Source organism: Verrucosispora sp. ts21, from assembly GCF_002879555.1.
GTDB lineage: Bacteria > Actinomycetota > Actinomycetes > Mycobacteriales > Micromonosporaceae > Micromonospora > Micromonospora gifhornensis.
The window spans coordinates 58,945-76,925 of sequence record NZ_PNOZ01000020.1 but is presented as its reverse complement, the minus strand read 5'-3'; the positions used below and the strand labels follow the sequence as shown (position 1 = coordinate 76,925).

The window sequence follows — 17,981 nt, the reverse complement described above, 5'->3', positions numbered from 1 at the left end:
ACTTAGCCTGCCAACAACGAGTTACTGAGCTCGCTGCTTCTGTCGGATCTACGACAGGCGTGGGCCGTATTGGTGCCGAGTTGAGGCCCAAGTCGACGAGTTCTTCGTTCGCAGAACCAGTCCTGACCTGCACAGATCATGCGTTTATGGTCAGTCATCGTCGATGGGTAATGGCAACTTGCAGGTAGTTGACAGCTCAAATAGGCCAGTGAAGACCGACTGATCGGGTGAACACCCAGGGGTCCCGCTCGTGGGGCCCCTGCCGGTAATGTCCGCGGCGCACCTTGTGGGGAGGTGAGGTCGACTCGTGGGCATGAGCCTGTCGGTTGCCGTCAAGGGACGTAGCGACTGGCCTTTGCGCGGCTTTCTGGCCTGTCTGACGGCTGCCGGAGGGTGGTGCTGATCTCCCCGCGTAGTTGTTGTCTGACCCGGCTTACAAGAACAGCGATGTCATACATCGGCGATCGATGGAAGGTAGCTTTGTCCGGACTGCCCCCAGCATCGAATTCCGCGGCTCGGGATCGGCATATGAGCAATACACACCAGGGTAAATCTCACCTAGTCGGGCGCATTGTTTACGATGTTGAAAGCGATGACGGCTTCGCCTGGTGCGAGACCATTGAGGGCGGAAATGCGCGTCTCCGCTACGTCGACTTGCCTGGTGTGCGCGAGGAGGTCCGCAAGGTACCCGTCGGCCGAGTTCGCATAGCCAGGCTTAGCCACGGAGCGCGAGTGTGGGTTAGGAGCACAGTATACGGCTGGATGGCAGGCGAGGTAGCGGGCCATCTGAGTCGCAGCCGATACCTGGTACGGCTACCGGGGGTGTCAGGGGACATCCCCCTAGAAGAGCAGCACCTGTTGGTGCGGTGGAACAGGCCAATGACTGATCCCACCGCCGCGGTGGCGCAGGGATTTTGTGATTCACCCGAGTACTACGAGGCGCGTTACCGGTTCCTCGACCAGTTGATACACCAGCGCCGTGTTTCTCGCGGATTCACCGCTGCCTTGTCCGCCCCTATTGCCCTTTACCAGCACCAACTCGATACCGCAGCCAGGGTTCTGGCAGATCCCGTGCCGCGCTATCTTTTGGCAGACGAGGTCGGGCTTGGCAAGACAATAGAATCCGGTCTGGTCATTCGCCAGATGCTCCTCGACGACCCCGAGGCAACCGTATTGGTTTCCGCGCCAGCCGAGTTGACGAGTCAATGGGAGGAGGAGTTGTATGAGCGGTTCCTCCTCGATGCGGAGGTCGACGAGGGCAGGCTGCGGCTAGCCTCCCACCAGCAACTAGCGGAGTGTCCTTCACTCGACCAGTTTGCGCTTGTTGTGGTGGACGAAGCTCATCGAGTAGCTGATCTTCTCGACCAGTTGCCCGCCCTCCGTCAGAATCTGCTGGAGACCAAGGCCCTCCTGCTGGTGTCGGCGACGCCGATGCGAAGGAATTATGCTACGTTCCTCAACCTGCTAAACCTTGTTGATCCGGTCGCCTTCCCGAGGGATGACATTGAGGGATTTCGGCAGCGAGTAGAACAGCGTGAGAGAGAAGCCACGGGACTTCAGTTGCTCGCCTCGCCGCGAACTGCTAGGCGTCACCGTCTAAGTGTTCTAAACAATCTGGAGTTGGTGCACGGGACAGACCCGATTGTTCTCCGCCTCGTGCAGGGGTGCCGATCGGAGGAGGACGGCGCATCCCCCCGTTGGTCGGAGTTGGCGAACTATGTGCGGGAGACCTACCGTGTCAGCAGGCGGATGGTCCGGCATCGCAGGAATACGCCGGCGACCGAAGAGTATCCAGTGGCCGGCCGGCGAACAGTGTTCGTCCCACTCAACGATCCCGCCCGTCCGGCAGTTGATTCATTCCTGGAGCGATACCGGGAGCATCTTGGCTCCCGAACTAGTCGAAATCCATACGCGAAGGCCGTCCTCAATGGGCTGGGTGGGCCGCGGGCGCTCCTACGTCACCTGCAGTCACGGCTCGCGGCGTCGCCCGGGACTGACGGCTTCGTACCCCCGAACGACCGGCCCCTGCTGAAGGCGGCCGTGGCTCGACTGGAGTTGATGGATACAAACGTCCGCCTGCGTTCTAGCCTAGAGGTAGTACAAGATCGGCTTGACCATGGCCTGAAGGTGGTGGTCCTCGGGACATCGCCCGACACTGCTCGAGAGTTCTACGAACACGCCGCCGGTCGCTGGCCTGGCCGAGTCGGCAGGCACTTCGGCGGTGCGGATCGGAGCGATCACGAAGAGGTTGTCTGGAACTTCTTGTCAGGGCGAGAGGGCCAGGTACTGGTCGGGGACCAGTCACTCGAGGAGGGCAGGAATCTGCAGGATGCCCACGTGCTCGTGAACTTGGATTTACCGCTCGACCCGAATCGACTGGAGCAGAGAATCGGGCGCCTGGATCGATACAGTCAGCGACCCGGGGCTGCGGAGATCGTGGTCTTCATCGAACCCGACAGCGACTGGGTCAGCGCACACCTGCGGCTACTAACGGACGGCATCGGAATCTTCGAGGAATCTGCGGCGACGCTACAGCACAGGTTGGCCGAACTTCTGGAGGAAATCACCCAGCGGTTGCAGCAGTCCGGCAGGCGAGCGTTCGAGTTTGACCTAGCCGAATTGCGGGCTAACCTTGAGGAGGAGCGCGAGGAGGTCGACCTTCTCGAGGAGGTCGAATCCGGCGCCCTTCCATCGCACTTCGATCAGGCGTCTGTGCTTGAACTCCGCGAATCGGAGCAGGACGTCACCGACTTGCGTGAGGCGTTTTCACGGCTTGTCGGGAGGCGGGGAGGTGTCGGGCTTCGGGCGTATGATGATCCGGACAAGGGCCTGGTGCAATTCGGACCGGAAATCCAGGGAATTCCAGCGGACGCTGTAGAGGAACTTCGTCCGTTACTGAAACGGCCCCGGGCGTACGCGCGCGAGGCTGCCATCGCCCGAAGAGGTGCTGCTCTGCTCCGCCTCGGGGATCCCCTCGTTGACTGGCTCTCCGGATATTTTCAGAGAGACGAGAGGGGACGGGCATACGCCTTCGTCCGAGCGTGCTCGGCGGTCGAAGTACCTACTCTTTGGCTGCACTGCGATTTCCTGGTGGAATTCGACGCTTCGCACGTACAGGTCACCAGCGGAGCTGACCGCCGGCGTTTGCGGCGGAGGGCCGACGCGCTATTGCCGCCAACCATGGTTCGTACCTGGACGGGGGCCTCCGGTCCTGCGCCAGCAAACCTGGTGCGGGATGTCCTGAGATTACCGTTCGACCCGAGATCCGATCAGGTGTTGAGGGGCGACCTGTGGGAGAGGGTTTTGTTCGCTCTTCCTGACTGGCAGCAGCTCTGCTACATGGCTGGGGCGATCGCGCAAGACCTCCTGCTAACCTCCTCCACGCTGGCGACTGCGCCGGCGGCTGCAGCAGAGCGGGCACATGACGAGGTAGGCGCTCGCCTCGCCGTACTGCGTGCCAGATCGGAGCGGCTGCGGTCAGCTACTGAACGTCTGAGCGCCCAACTGGACCTTGAGCGCGAGGAAGCAATCGGTCAGGCGTTGACGCAAGGCGTCAGCACACCCGCTGTCTCAATGACAGCCTGTGGCGGCATCGTCCTCTGGCCATCCTCATGACAGAGCACTCGCCCCCACCGGATCGGGACGAACTGCTTCGCCAGCTTCTCGTCTCCCCCTCCATGGACGTACTAGTATTCGAGGACGATCTCTATGTTCGGGTGGCGCAACTTGTCCGCGACGCCACGAGCGCTGATCTCGACCTCGCCGTACTCGTCCGACATCTCCTGCGACGGTGGTCTCTGGTAGCCAATCGAAACGTACGAGTTAGCGTCTCCCCAGAGATCTCCGCCCGGCTGGACCGAGTGGCTGAGATCGTTGGCCTACGAAAGGTCGAGGGCGGCATCTGGTTCGCGCCCGCCTGGCAGCCCAAGTGGCTCGATCTGTCGGGAGCCGCACCGGACGCCGCCGCTGCGGCTGGCACGGAATTGGCGCAACGCTTTCACCAGGACGACCTGCCCGCCGATCCGTTCTTCGAACGCATTACGGGGCATATGCGCTACCGCACGGCTGGCCAACGTGCCGCCTGCCGGGCCGTAGTGTCGATTCCAGACGGCAGCAGCATCATTGCCATGCTGCCCACGGGCTCCGGCAAGACCGAGGTAGCGCTCTGCTTGGCGGCACGGTACCCGGACGCCGTAACCGTCATCGTCGTGCCGACTGTGGCACTGGCCTACGACTTCGAACGCCGGTTCCGAGATCACTATGCGCGCAGGAACTCCCGGGTGGACAAGTCAGCCCTGCACTTCGCGTGGACTGCCAGCACGAACCAGAATCTGAGGCAAAGACTGCGGCGTCGGGTCCTTGACGGCACTCAACCGATCCTCGTCACCTCGCCAGAGTCCGTCAGCCGGGCACTGCGCTCACTGCTGATCGAGGCGGCATCGGGTGGTCGCGTCGGAGGCTTCGTTGTCGACGAGGCACATCTAGTCACACAGTGGGGGCGAGACTTTCGCCCTGAGTTCCGGACGCTTGGCAACCTTCGGGACGAGCTTGTAAGGCGAGCCGGCGAGGCAGGACACCCCAGCCCGACGACGCTGCTGCTCAGCGCCACTCTGGGTTCACATGAGCTGCGGGACCTGCGGAAACTCTTCGGATCCGGGGAGCTGTGCACCTTGATCGCGGCCAACTCCCTTCGGGCAGAGCCCGATATGTGGATCAGCGCAGCCGAGGACGATCAGCAGCGTGAGGGGTGGGTGCTTGAGGCACTGGCCCACCTACCGCGACCAGCCGTGCTCTATGTCACCTCTCCGGAAGCCGCCCAGCGCTGGTTGACTCGGCTGCGCGATGCGGGGTATCGACGGGTTGCCATGGTGACAGGCGAGACTAGATCTGACGATCGCGCCCAGGTGTTGGCCGATCTCCGTACCACCGATGGTCATCCAAGCAAGATAGACCTCGTCGTCGCCACGTCGGCCTTCGGCCTCGGGATCGATTACGGACATGTTCGTACTGTCGTGCATGCATGCCTACCCGAGACGGTGGACCGGTGGTACCAGGAGGTGGGTCGGGGCGGGCGCGACGGCTATGTCTCGGCAGCGCTGCTGCTGATCGCCCCGCAGGACCGTCGAGAGGCAGCAAGTCTCGGGATCACGGTGCTCGCCGCCGATACTGCTCGCGAGCGATGGTTAGACCTCTGGCGCCATCGCCGAGAGTTGCGTGGGAGAGCTTTCCTCGACTTGGAAGGCAGTCGCGGTGTCTCCCGGGGATCGTACAACCGTCGCTGGAACGCCCAACTCGTTCAGGGTCTCGTAGAGTTGTGCCGGCTTGGCCGCTTTCAGGTCGACGTGGAGGATCTGGCCGAGTTGGTCGGGGAGGGCGACGACCAGCAGGCCGACTGGGCGGCCGTGGAGTTGACTCAGGGCGACCTCGCTACCCCTCGGTTCTGGTCGCAGGAGTGGACGCCATGGCAGAAGCGGGAAGTAGCGCGTTCCACTCGAGCCCTGGCACTCATGGAGTCGGTCGCCAAGCGAGACGTCCGTGCCTGCGAGGCGATCGCACAGTCGTACCGGCCAGATGACGACCTCGACGCGCTATTCGGCCAGGCAACCCACTTCATCGAGCCCGCCTGGCCGTGTGGGCGTTGCCCAGGTTGCCGCGCTGGCGGAGAGGCCAGGGCGGACGAACGACCGCCGTGGCCTCCCCAGGCCTGGCCGCTTCCGAGCGGTATGACCGCCGACCTCGAGGACCTCGCTGACGCGTCGGGCGCGCGGGACAGGCTCATCCTCCTTATGACAAACGACCATGAGCGAGTCGTTCCCCGGCTCACTCGTGCATTGGTCCGCCGAGGCGTGCGGCACATCGCCGGGGCTGTTGGCAGTCGGGTAGAAGACGGTGACTGGCTGTTTGTCGACGCGTCACCTATTGCCCCGAGTGATTTGACGCCCTGCTCTGCCTTTGTGGTCTGGGCACCAGGACACCGCATCCCGAGATCCTGGCTGAACCCGCGAGCACGATCGTATCAGCGGTTCGCCGCTCCTCCGGCATTCGATGTGCTGCTGGTGCCAAGTGGGGCGACCATCGGAAGTAGTGAGGTGGGGCGGGATCTCCCGGCGCTCGATGCCGACACCGCCCTGCACATCCTGGGGAGTTATTCGTGGACTATCTGAAGCGGCACATGCTCGCCAGCGTTCCTGCCCTCCTGGTGATCAGCCGATATCTGGCGACGCAGCTCCGCGATGTGGAAGAGAACGATCTGCAGAAGGCGCTGCGGCCAGAGGCCGTGGCCGAGAGGCGTGGCGTCTCATCAGCGGGTGACGAGGCATCCAACGTCCTCACCTCATCTTTGAGCGTCGGCGAGGACTTGGGGCTGTTCGAGTGCGAACGCAGCGGGCGTGGACGACGCGTATGGAAGCTCAGAGACAGCATCCGAATGGAAGTTGAGAAGCTCCCATCTGCAGACTCCCGCATCTTCCGCAGTCTCGTCCTCCGACTGCTCTCGTCGCGAGCGCTGGAAGAGGTTAGGGCCGGGAACAGGCCCTCCGACGTTGCGCTCGCCCTAACCTGGCTCTTGCAGCGGGATCCGCTAGAACCCTTTTCGAGCAGTTGGGACAAGGGGCCGGAGAGTGCGTTCGATAAGGCGGGCATGCGCAACGCCGTTGAAAACGGCGAGCAGTGGGGAGCCTTTCGGCGGTGGGCTCGATCACTCGGTGTAGCGACAGTTGCACAGGTTGGCAGGCAGGAATCCTACCTGCTGGTAGACCCCACCAGGGCACTGCTTGACGTACTCGACAAACTGCCGCAGCAGGCAGGTGCGGAGCAGTGGTTCCGTCAACTACATGAGATCCTTCCGGTGCTCGGCCATCCGGCCATCATTTCGGCCTTGCCGCAGGGCAGTGCGCGACCATATGGCATATCCGCATCGGTTGCGCTAGCCGCACAGAAACTGAAACGTCGAGGAATGCTTGATCTCGCCCTATCCGCCGACGCAAGCGCCGCAGCCGTCCTGCAGATCGGTGGCCAGAGTTGGCGGATTGGTCAGGTAAATGTTGCGGAGGTGGTCGAATGACCAGCACGATGAAGGGCTTCCGTTGCTGGACGAACGCGGGCGTGCGGCAAACGGTCTACTCCGACATCGGCGCATTGCCCAGCAACGCAGACGCAGTCTTTCTCGCCGCGCACGCGCCCACGGTCGTGTCACACCCCAAGGGCCAACAGGTTCCCGGCGACGGCTCCGACGAGCGCCAAGTGCTGACGGCACTCCAGGCGCACATTGGAGATCCCGATCGGAATACCTTGATCGCGGTCACTGGTGAGTCTGGAGCGGGCAAGAGTCATGTGGTCAGGTGGGTCAACGCACACCTAGACCCGGATCCTCGGTACCACGTCCTCTATGTGCCACGGGCAGTGCAGACCGTCCGCGAGTTACTGCGGCGTATCGTGGTAGGTCTTCCCGGTGGCGGCGGGCAGGAACTGATGAGCCGCATCGACGCGGCAGTTGGGAGGACGACGCCTGCCGAGTTGCAGGACCGCCTGCTTGAGGAAATGCGGCTCGCCCTCACCTGGACGCTCGAGACAAGAGCAGGAAGTAACGACGAAGACCCGGACAGGCGGAGTGCCAGGGAGGAGCGCAACTCTCTCCTGGGAGAGCCAGATGAAAATGGGAAACGGCGGGACGGGTTGGCTGATCTTTTGGCCCTACCCCAGGTTAACCGGGTCCTCCTCCGGTCAGGGGGCTTACTGGACGGCGTTGTGCAGTCCATCTTTGCGCAGACCTCTCGACGGGACGAACAGCAGGAGCGCTTCGAGGATTCAGATCTACCACTGCGTGTGCCGGGTGTACGCCGAGAACTGGGTCGAAACGGGAACCTTCGCGTCCTGTGGGATCAGATTACGCTGGATCCCGAACCGGCGTTGCGGCTGTTGGATGAGGCACTGCGCAAGGCTCTGCCCAGGACTATCGGCCTGTACGACCACACCGGTGAGACCCTCAGCCTGCTGTTTCAGCGTTCCCGGCAAGCGCTCCGCCAACAGGGGCGCGAATTGGTCCTTCTCTTCGAGGACCTCGCCCAATTCGGCTTGGTCGATGGTGAACTGTACGACCAGTTCGTCATTCAACCCGGGCCCGACCTGGCTCCGCTACGCGTTCTATTTGCGGTGACAGAGCACCGCTACGCAGACTTCCCAGAAACGGTACACACGCGGATCACGCATCAGTTCAAGGTTGGCGCCGTCGCGGTCAAGGACCGAGACGCCTTCGTGGCTCGCTATCTGAACCTTGTCCGCCTCGGGCGTAAGAACGTCGAGTCCGCTTGGGCTTCCGCGCGCAGTAGTGGAACAGTGGACTGGGTTCCCAACGCCTGTGATATTCGCGAGGAGGGGTTGCCGTGCCGGTTTCGCAGTCAGTGCCACGCAGGCTTCGGCAGCATAGACGTTCCGGGACTGGGTGAGGTTGGGCTGTACCCGTACAACGACATCGCACTACGGCGGTCTCTTGAAGCCCGCGGCTCTCATGCAACGCCGAGGCAGATCCTGGATACCTCTGTCTCAGAGGCGCTCGTTGAGGCTGAACCCCACATCGCACGCGGCACCTATCCCCACGAGCGCGTGCGCGAACGTTTCGACTTCAAAGTTCTACGGGGGAAGGAGGTCCTGCTCGGCGGTCGAACCGGTGATGAAGCAGAACGACTGTACCGAGCCCTTGTGATTTGGGGAGACGAAGAGCCTCTACCGCCTGCTGTTGCCGAGGCGTTCAGGCTCGACAGCGGCGCAGCACGCCAGAAGCAGCGACCGCCTGCCATCCCCCGAAAGCAGCGCGAGGAACTCCCGCAGATGGAACCAAGTCCCCTCTCGGGCCTCTTTCAATGGCAGAACGGTGAGCGGCTTCCGGATAGCCAAGTAGACCTCTACCGGGATATCCTTTACCGCCTCGTGTCCTCGCGTCTCGACCTGGATCAGGACCTATTCCACACTGCGACTGCGAGCAGTTCGGGTGCTGAGATTTTGAGCACCCTCCTCAGCCGGCAAACGTTTGACTTTGGGCCAGACGCTCGTGGTCGATCCGCCGGCACCGGGAAACTTAGCTTCGGACTAAGTCGTATTGCGGAGGACATCCGGGTCCTGATTTCCGCACGATGGTTCGTGGACCATGGGCACTGGCTCCCAGACAAGGGCAGATGGCCGTGGCCAGTGGGCTACGATCCGGTTGAGATGATGCTCAGCCTCGAAGAGCGGCTGGACTATTGGGCGGGGCTCGTTCAAGCGGCATTTCGGGAGTACGTCGGTGGACGGGAGTTGGCGTGCGCGGCGGTGGGCGTCCGAGCAGTAGCACTGCTCGCCACTGGAGTCTCGCCCGACCAACTTCGCGACGTCGGGGCTGTGCTGGCTGGTACCGCTGGAGCCATCACCACGAGCACGCCAGGTTGGGCGGCGGTAGACAGCGTGGCACGTGATGTGCTTCGCGATGTACGAGCGACTGACCTAGTAGGACAACTCGCCGCGGTGCGACAGGGGCCGACAGGCAAACCACAGCTCATAGATGCCGCCGCGCTTGAGGCCGGGCTTCAACGAGTGCTCAGGGCACCAGGAGAGAACCTTAGTACGGTGGCAACGAGGTACGTCGACGCTGCGCCGGTCCTCGCCAAGGCGGCACGGGATCTGCTGTCCGTCATAGACAAGGAAGCCGAAAGCTTCTTGGCGGTAGTTGCTGCAGCCGTCAAGGAGTTGGCAGATGGCCTCGAAGGGCATACGCCGAGGTCGGTTGCCCAAGCCGCAAGGGAGGTGGGAAAACGAGCGCTTACCAACCACCTGTTCCGTCCTCATGACGGCTGGTCCGCGTTCAGTAACATGCTTGACCGGCTCGAGGACCTTCCAGTTGACCTTCCACTTGACTGGCAGCCAAACCGCGGAGAGTCAGCCGTGCAAGAGGCACTTCGCGTCCAACATTGGGCACGAAAGGCGGTGCTGGGAGCGAAGGACCTCCACCTCGTCCGGCAAACCCTTACAGCGACCCGCCAGGAGTGCACCCGCAGCGGAGGACAGGCCGGCAATCTCGACCACTTGTCGGCGACGGTGCGGCGGAAGCTCGGTCAGGTTGAGGTCCTGCTGCAGGCGCTGAGTACCTCGGAGGCGGCGAATGGCTGAGGGCACGACGTGGATCAGGGAGGCACGCGTAGCGGTCGACCAGGCCAGCGACACCCGGCGGCAGGAGGCCGACCTTGACGCACTTGGCCAGTTCGATGAGCAACTCGACGATGCCCTACAGGAGCTCACCGCTTTGGCGGGCGCTGCATCCCTCGGCCATGGTGACTGGTGGACCGGGGTGGACGCCATACCGGAACTCTGGACCCAACTGAGGTCGGCACAACGCGAGCTGAACGCACGACAACTAGGTTCAGTCGTACGCCTACTCAGCGGGTTGATTAGCCGGGTGCGAGACGCTGTACGGGACGGGTGGAGCAATCATGTGGCGTCGCAGGCTGGGAATGCCGTAGAACTCCGGGAACTGGTGAAGGCGCTCGCCGGCGTCGAGGGTCTCGAAGATGTGGCGCCCAAGATGGACGGGGCTCTCGGCCACCTGGCGCGGCTGCAGGGAAAGTCGCCCGATGCTGACTCGGTGCGGGTGCTCGCGGAGGTCACGGAACTGCTGGCGCTCCTTGAGCAGCGGCTCCCTGCAGCGGTGAAGGGGTTTGTCTCTGCAGCGACACGGGGCGGCGCCGCACTTGATCTCCTCGACGATGAAGTGCGGAATTGGCTTGTAGACAACAGTGCTTTGCACAATTTCCGGGTGGTGCCGGGGCGGCCTCAGGATGGCAACAGTGGGTGAACCGGCGCTCGATGCGCTCACGACCATCGAACTACGCGAGGCGGAACTGCTCGCGTGGGGAGCGGTTGGCGCCGAGTGGACCGAAGACGAACTCCTGGTGCTGCTGGCGGGCCACGGTGAACCGACCGCGCTGCTCCGTGAACTGTTCGACGCCGCGCTCGTTATCCGCTCCCCGAACGGCGGCTACCGATCTCGCGTGGCCGAGACCGTACGTCTGCTCGCCACGTTGCGTCAGGCGTTCCCGGGTAGGCGTGTCACCGACGGCCGGCCGCTTGTCTTGGATCATCGGTTTCTCCATCGGCCACGAAGGCGCCCCAAACGGGACGTAGCCGCCATTCAGGTGCTCGCGGAGATCCGCGGGGCGCTGGGTCAGGCGGGCCTCGCCGCGGCAAGGCATCTCATCCCCGTGACATTGTCCGGATTTCAGCGGCGTAGCACGGTGACGGTGCTGGAGGCGCTGATCAGCGGTCAGCAGGCGGGGGCGATGATTACTGCTGGGACCGGCAGTGGGAAGTCGTTAGCTTTCTACCTCCCGTTGATCAGTTGGTTGGCGAACCAAACGGCCACAAGGCGGAGTGGGTCCCCGCACGGCACCTTGGCTTTGGCCCTATATCCCCGTAACGAGTTGCTCAAGGATCAACTGCGCACGCTGGTGAGATACGCGAAGCGCCTCGGCGAAACCGGCCGTTCGCGGGGCGCGACGCTGAGTGTCGCCACCTGGTTTGGTCCCACCCCCGCCTCCGCCTACCACGTGCAGAAGGGCTGGGCCGAGGGCTGGGAGAAGCGCGGAAAGGGCTACGTCTGTCCGTACCTGCGGTGTCTCGAATGCGGCGCGGAACTCGTATGGCCCGAAGCTGACTGCCGTGCTGGTGACGAGCGGCTCGTCTGTACCTCCTCCTCCTGCAAGGCGGAGGTGGAGGGGAAGTACCTGAGGTTGACGCGCGATCGTGCACGGCAGCAGCCTGCCGATCTCATGCTCAGCACGACAGAGTCGCTCAACCGGCAACTCGCTGCTCCAAGCAACCTCGGTGCGTTCGGCGTTCGTCCGGCGACCCTCGCCGCCGTCCTACTGGACGAGGTGCACACGTATGAGGGCACTGCTGGCGCGCAAAACGCCCTCCTGCTGCGCCGGCTCAAACACCGGTTGGGCCGTACTCCGGTGTGGGTCGGCCTGTCGGCGACGTTGCAGAATGCGGGGGAATTCTTCTCCCAACTCGTGGACCTGCCGCCTAGCTCCGTTACGGTCGTTGAGCCAGACGCCGGCGAGTTGGAGGAGTCAGGGGCTGAGTACCTCCTGGCGCTTCGCCACGATCCGCATTCCGGAACGGGCACGCTCTCCACCACGATCCAGGCGTGCATGGCGCTCGCCCGCTGCCTCGACTCCAGCGCGGATGACCCGTTCAATCCACCACCCTCGTCCGGCGGCGCCTTCGGGAGTCGGCTATTCGCCTTCACCGACAAGCTTGACAGCACCAACCGCCTCTACTGGGACCTGCTGGACGCCGAAGGGTGGAAGTGGCCCGGAAGGAAGCTCACACGCCGGCCGCAGACTCTCGCTCACCTACGCGGGGGAAAGCAGGGAAGGCTGGGAGCGGACCGCCGGGAGGCCGCCGGTGACCGCGATCCGGAGGGGCAATGGTGGTGGCTGCCAGACCACCTTGGTCATGGTGTCGAGGCGGACCGACCATTGGAGATCGGGCGCACCAGCTCGCAGGACCGGGGAGTCGCCACTGGAGCTCAGGTGATCGTCGCTACCGCCACCCTAGAGGTCGGGTTTGACGACGACCGGGTAGGCGCGGTCCTCCAACACAAGGCACCACACGACGCCGCCCAGTTCCTGCAGCGCAAGGGTCGTGCGGGACGTATGCCGTCGATGCGGCCGTGGACAGTGGTGGTACTCAGCGACTGGGGCCGGGATCGCCAAGCGTGGGAGGCCTATGACGCCCTGTTCGACCCGGACCTTCCGCCGCGAAACCTCCCCATCGAGAACTTCTACGTTTTAAGAATCCAGGCGGTCTACGCACTGCTCGACTGGCTATCCATAGAGTTGGACTACTCCGGCGGCGGTTCCACCTGGGAAGACCTGGCAGGCCCTGCCTCGGCACTGTTCGGTGTGAACCTAATGAAGCAGACCGAGGTGCGTAGCCGACAGGCTGCTCTGTCGGCCCTGCTCGATCGGCTGTTACGGCCCGGTCCGGAACGAGAGCGGCTCCGGCGTCATCTGCGGGAGGCGCTCGCCATCGGCAAGGGCGAGTGGGCGGATTCTGTGGTCGACACTCTTTTATGGGACGCGCCTAGGCCCCTGCTGCTGGCCGTAGTGCCGACGATGCGTCGTCAACTACGGGACCAGTGGCGTGGCGAGGAGCCACTTGACGACGATGCCGGGCTGCGGACGCGCACCCCTCTGCGGCAGTTTGTGCCGGGCAATCTCTTCGACGATCTCCTGGTCCCGGACGTCGAGTTGCAGGTGCCGGGGCGTGGTGGCGAGGTGGAGGTCGCGCACCTCTCGGCGCTGAGAGTGCTGAACGAATTCTGCCCGGGCAACGTGAGCAGGCACTTCGGCGTGTGGGCGACGAACAAGCGACACTGGCTGCCGCTGCCTACCCATGCTGCCGGGGAGCATGAATTGCTGGTCGACGTGGGCAGCACCTACCGTGCTGTGCTGATAGACCTGATCGACGATGGCGACGACCGGGTCGCCGTCTACTCGCCGGTGGCAGCAACCCTGGAGCCTGTCTTGGACAGCGTCCGAGACGCATCCAGCGTCCGCCCCGAATGGCGGTTTCACGTGTCGACCCTCGGCGTTGGCTCCCCGGTCCGGCTGGCGCGGGAAGCTAGCCGGTTGCTCGAGGCGCTCACTGCTCACCTCCACGTCCAAGGCGGTGGGATCCGGAGCGTGCGGTACGCCAGGACAGCACGCGGGACGGTGTGGGAGCCCCGGCCCCGACCGGTCACCCTCAGCTTCGGTCTTGCCGGAGAGCAGAGGTGGCTGCCGGCAGCCGTGGGTGTGGATGTGCAGTGTGACGCCTTGGAGGGCAGGGTCAGGATCCCCGACGACATCCAGCCGCCCACACCCCAGGAAAGGTCACAGCGCCTACGTCACCGGCTCGAGGTCGAAGCTGACCTCCCGAACGACATGTCGGTCTTCGACCGAGACACCCTTGTCGACGTGGTATTGCTGGCAGCCACATCTGATCAGGTCACCAGAGGGAAGCCGTTGGACCAGCCGGGCCTGGCGGGTGGGTTGCGGCAGGCAGCCGAGACGTTGGGGCTGACCGCAGCCCACGAAACCGGCGAGCTGAACGAAAACGACGAGCGACGCTGGGAGAGTTGGCTCGGCGACCCCGCCGTGCTCTCTGCTGTGCAGGACGCGTTGCGCGAGATTACGGGCAATGGTCGGTCACCGGCTTGGGCCACCTGGTGGAGAAGGCGGTTCACCCTGTCAGCGGCCCAACTTGCCCTGGCCGCGCTCTCGGCGCTATGTCCCGGGGTCGACACCGATGACCTCATGGTGGACATGTCGCCCGAAGACGACGCCGTGTTCTGGATTTCGGAGCCCTCGCCCGGTGGGACAGGGCACGTTGAGGCGTTCCAGCGGCTACTCGTAGAAATGCCGGAGGCGTTCGCTCATGCGCTCGAGGACGCCCTCATCCCGTCGGAGACCGAAACGATGGACGAGGAACTCAGCCTGCTGGTGCGCACGGAGGCAGCTGAGGTCCGGACTGCGCTTGACCAACTGCGGCTCTCTTGGCCAAAAGGGCATGCTGTCGTCGCCCGAGCAACCGAACGCGTGGAAGAGGCGGCACAGGCGCACGGTCTGGCCCTGGGCGGTGCGGCTCGCTCCGCGCTGAGCACCCGTCTTGCTGGTCCTGGTGCTCATCCTCGCCTCTTGTCGGAGGTCGCTTCGTGGCTGGATCTGCGGGATCGGGTTGCCGAGCAAACTGGGATCGAGGTGAGCACACGGACGCTCGGGGCGCTGATGGCCGACCACGTTGACCTCGACGAGGTGCTGCACCTTGGAGCCCGGGTGACTGCACAGCGGCGGGCCCGCGCGGTATCCAACGTGCTGTGGCCATGGGGCCAGACCGCCCAGCCGACTATCTCCTCAAACCCCTATGCTCCCCGCCTCGGGGCGTCGTTCCCCCTTGTGCGGGAGCACGTGGACCTCGGACCGGTCGTGTTCGACGTCGCGCCGTGGGATGACAAACGGCGTAAGGAACTCCACGAAATGCTGATCGAGCACCGTGAGGTGGCGCTGCGGGTCGAGCACGGCGATGGGGCGGTACTGCGATCCGTCCTCCTGGAGCTACAAACCGAACCGGTCGAAGTCGGGGCGCTCCTGTGTCATCCGATGGTTTTCGGCGTACGGAAGACCATTCGCTTCCTGGAAGCCCGGGTGCTGCTGCGGGAGGCGCCGTGAACAGGGTGATTCGCAAATCCAAGGCGCAGAGCGCGAGCGAGGTACTAGACGTGCTCGGCGCTCTGATCGCTGCGGAACTCGTCAGTCCCAGCAAGTGTCTGTGGCTGGTGTCGCCGTGGATCTCCGACGTTGAGGTCGTCGACAACCGCGGTGGCACCTTTTCGGCCCTGACCTGTTATGGACGCCGACGGATTCGGCTCGCTGAGGTCCTCACCAGCTTGGCTGCCGAAGGGACGCGGGTGGTGATCGCCACGACGTCCGACGCTCACAACGACACCTTCCTCCGCCGCATCGAACGGCTCACCGTGGATAGGCGGATCAAGGACCAAGTCACAATGGTCGTGGACGGCACTCGCGGTCTACACACTAAAGCGCTGACCGGCGACGACTACGCCCTCGTTGGCAGTATGAACATCACCTACAGGGGCATCCTCCTCAACGAGGAGCAGGTGGAGTTAAGGCTCGAATCCTCCTATGTAGCCCAGGCGCGGATGGACGCCTTCGACCGCTTTGGGGGTGTGCTGTGACGGTGCTGGAGGCGCTGCAGCACAGCGTCGGAGACGCGGCCCGCTTTAAAGGGCTGCGCCAGCGAGTGGAGTTGCTCGTAGAGGGACAGGCGAAGGACTGGGTCAGCGGCTCCAGTGGCTGGTTGGTCGTCCCACTCCATCGCAACCCTGCCGGATTCTATCTACTGTCCGAAGACCGGGAGGGGCAGCGCCGGGGGCGCGAGGTGTTACAGGCGTTCCTCGGTCCAGCGGCCGCGACCATCGAGGCGGTCCAGTTCTCTCCAAGCGCGGCGCAGTCCGATCGGTCCCTGCAGGCGGCGGGCCTGGTGCAGTTGTCATACGTCCGCCGTGCCACTGTCACCCCCGGGGAACTACTCGATCGCCTGGAGGATGCGGTCGCGACGGTTAGGGGACGGGACGCGCGGGTGCGTCCGATCCGACCCTCGCATGTCGACCTGCTGCGTGACTTCCGACTTGCCCTATTGCAGCGGGACAGTCGACTCGCCGATCAGGCGCTGGAGGACCTTCGCCTCACCGGACAACTCAGCGCCGAGAACCTCCGATTCTTGAACACCGAACTTCTCGGCGAACTGGGGCGGTGGCGCGAGCTCCGAGCGCTGCCGTATCTGACCGGAATGCTGCGTACGCGCCGGTCCCGTAGGGTTAACGAGGTCCTCCTCGAAATGCTCTGGTGGACCGAGGTAGCCGAGCTGTGCACGGCAGGTCTCACCCCACAGCAGGTATACGAGGATGCCCAACTTGCCGCCCGCTACGGTGTCCTCCTAGCTGCGGTCGATGTACCCGGCACCCCCGGCGGCCGTGGGGTCGCGGCGGTCGACGCATTGACGCGGGGTGACGGTGCCCGATTTCAACGACTGCTGCGCGCCGCTGACGGCGTCGAACGCGAGCGCCTGTACCGCTTAGCAGCGATCGCCCAGCCTGCAACGCAGCCGACAACGAGTTGCGGCGGCGACGCTCGAGCGTTGTTCGAGGACGGGCAGTACGATGCGGTCATTCAGGCCTTCCTCAACACCGCCGAACCCGACATCGCCGAATTCGCTGTACAGGCCATCCTCGACAAGCAGGACAGCGGCAACGGCTCCGCTGTACTTGAGATTGTCCAGGCACTCGTTCAGCAGGAACGGTTAAGCCTCAACCGTCGGCTACGCAGGGATGTCGATGACCTTTCCCGCCTCGTCGACGGGGCCTGTGACGGCTGGATCGACTGGTGTGCGCGGTTGAGCCGGGACGAACGCTGGCCCGAAGCGGCGGAGGTCCTCCGTACGCAGCACGCACAGTGGGAAAGCCTGCGAACGATTCCGGCTTCCAAGCTCATCGAACTCGCGGACGACGTGTTGGATGCCTGGGCAGGTGTCAACGCAGATCAGATGGCCATGGTTCTTGATCTCCTGTGCCTGGCCGCTGCCGATGCCGCTAAGACAGGACAGGGGGCAGAGTTTTGTGACACTGTCCTAGAAGTGCTAGCGGACCAGCAGAACATGAGCGGGCCGGTACGTGAGGCATACCTGATTCTGCTTGACCAGTTGCTACAGGCGGCGCCAGCGGCGGCTCGTTATCGGGAGTTGCTGCACCAAGTGGCCAGTGTCTGGCGGCGGGTGGCATCACCGATTGTTTTCGACTGGGCGCTTGCTCTCGCCGAGGTCCTGCTGAGTGCTCCTGCCCCAAACACGGACAGCCGAGCTGCAGTCGTAATCGAGGTTCTGAGCAGAGGGCAGGACTTCCAGAAGCGGCTTAGCTTGAGGCAACGCTCAGAGTTGCAGGCGCTGGCCGAAGAGCTTGGCCTGCCACTTCAGATCGTGCAAGAGCCGGCGGGGGAGACAGAGAAAATATGGCGCCAGCTTGACGGCCGGACAATAGGGCTCTATTCCCTTCTGCCGCGAGCTGCGGAATCGCTGGAAAAACGCCTATCTCGACTTTGTTCGCCTAGGGCAGTTGAGGGAAATGCCGACACCGTGTCCACCACTGCACTCCAATCGCTCGCTCGTCGCGCTGACTATCTAATTGTGGACACCTCGCATGCATCACATGCGGCCACCGGTGCCATCGACGCAGTGCGCGCGAGGAACATGCAGATTCTGCCTCAGGGCCGAGGGGTGACGGCATTCCTGCAGGCGTTGGAGCAGTCGCTCTCTGTGGCTTCGATGAGCAGATAGTGTCACAGTTCGTTCGCGTGCTGTTGGCTGTATCCGAGGAAGTTTGCGCTGGCGCGGTATTG

At 63.8% G+C, this 17,981-nt stretch carries 8 protein-coding genes; all 8 read left to right on the top strand.

What is annotated here, in order from left to right:
* Positions 1–447: 447 nt before the first annotated feature.
* The 8 genes from dpdE to dpdD are packed head-to-tail and all read left to right on the top strand — an operon-like array spanning position 448 to position 17,919.
* Complete coding sequence (dpdE, locus tag C1A38_RS11395) at positions 448–3,615, top strand: protein DpdE (protein ID WP_102657816.1); 3,168 nt, start codon at positions 448–450, stop codon at positions 3,613–3,615.
* Complete coding sequence (dpdF, locus tag C1A38_RS11390; protein WP_102657815.1) at positions 3,612–6,164, top strand: protein DpdF; 2,553 nt, start codon at positions 3,612–3,614, stop codon at positions 6,162–6,164. The genes dpdE and dpdF overlap by 4 nt, the downstream gene beginning before the upstream one ends.
* Positions 6,152–7,063 carry a protein DpdG gene (gene dpdG / locus C1A38_RS30800; protein ID WP_146017520.1) on the top strand — a complete coding sequence of 304 codons (912 nt, stop codon included), beginning with the start codon at positions 6,152–6,154 and terminating at the stop codon, positions 7,061–7,063. Before dpdF ends, dpdG begins: the two co-directional genes overlap by 13 nt.
* Positions 7,060–10,137, top strand: coding sequence for an ATP-binding protein (locus C1A38_RS30795; RefSeq protein ID WP_146017519.1), 3,078 nt, complete (start codon positions 7,060–7,062; stop codon positions 10,135–10,137). The genes dpdG and C1A38_RS30795 overlap by 4 nt, the downstream gene beginning before the upstream one ends.
* Positions 10,130–10,819: a hypothetical protein gene (locus C1A38_RS30790; protein ID WP_146017518.1), complete on the top strand. Its 690-nt coding sequence runs from the start codon at positions 10,130–10,132 to the stop codon at positions 10,817–10,819. The genes C1A38_RS30795 and C1A38_RS30790 overlap by 8 nt, the downstream gene beginning before the upstream one ends.
* Positions 10,812–15,239: a protein DpdJ gene (gene dpdJ, locus C1A38_RS11365; protein WP_158244885.1), complete on the top strand. Its 4,428-nt coding sequence runs from the start codon at positions 10,812–10,814 to the stop codon at positions 15,237–15,239. The genes C1A38_RS30790 and dpdJ overlap by 8 nt, the downstream gene beginning before the upstream one ends.
* On the top strand, positions 15,236–15,766 hold the full coding sequence (gene dpdK, locus C1A38_RS11360; RefSeq protein ID WP_102657809.1) for a phospholipase D-like domain-containing protein DpdK: 531 nt from the start codon (positions 15,236–15,238) through the stop codon (positions 15,764–15,766). Before dpdJ ends, dpdK begins: the two co-directional genes overlap by 4 nt.
* Positions 15,763–17,919 (top strand): protein DpdD, encoded by a 2,157-nt coding sequence (gene dpdD / locus C1A38_RS11355; RefSeq protein WP_102657808.1) that lies wholly within the window; start codon positions 15,763–15,765, stop codon positions 17,917–17,919. The genes dpdK and dpdD overlap by 4 nt, the downstream gene beginning before the upstream one ends.
* Positions 17,920–17,981: the final 62 nt, after the last annotated feature.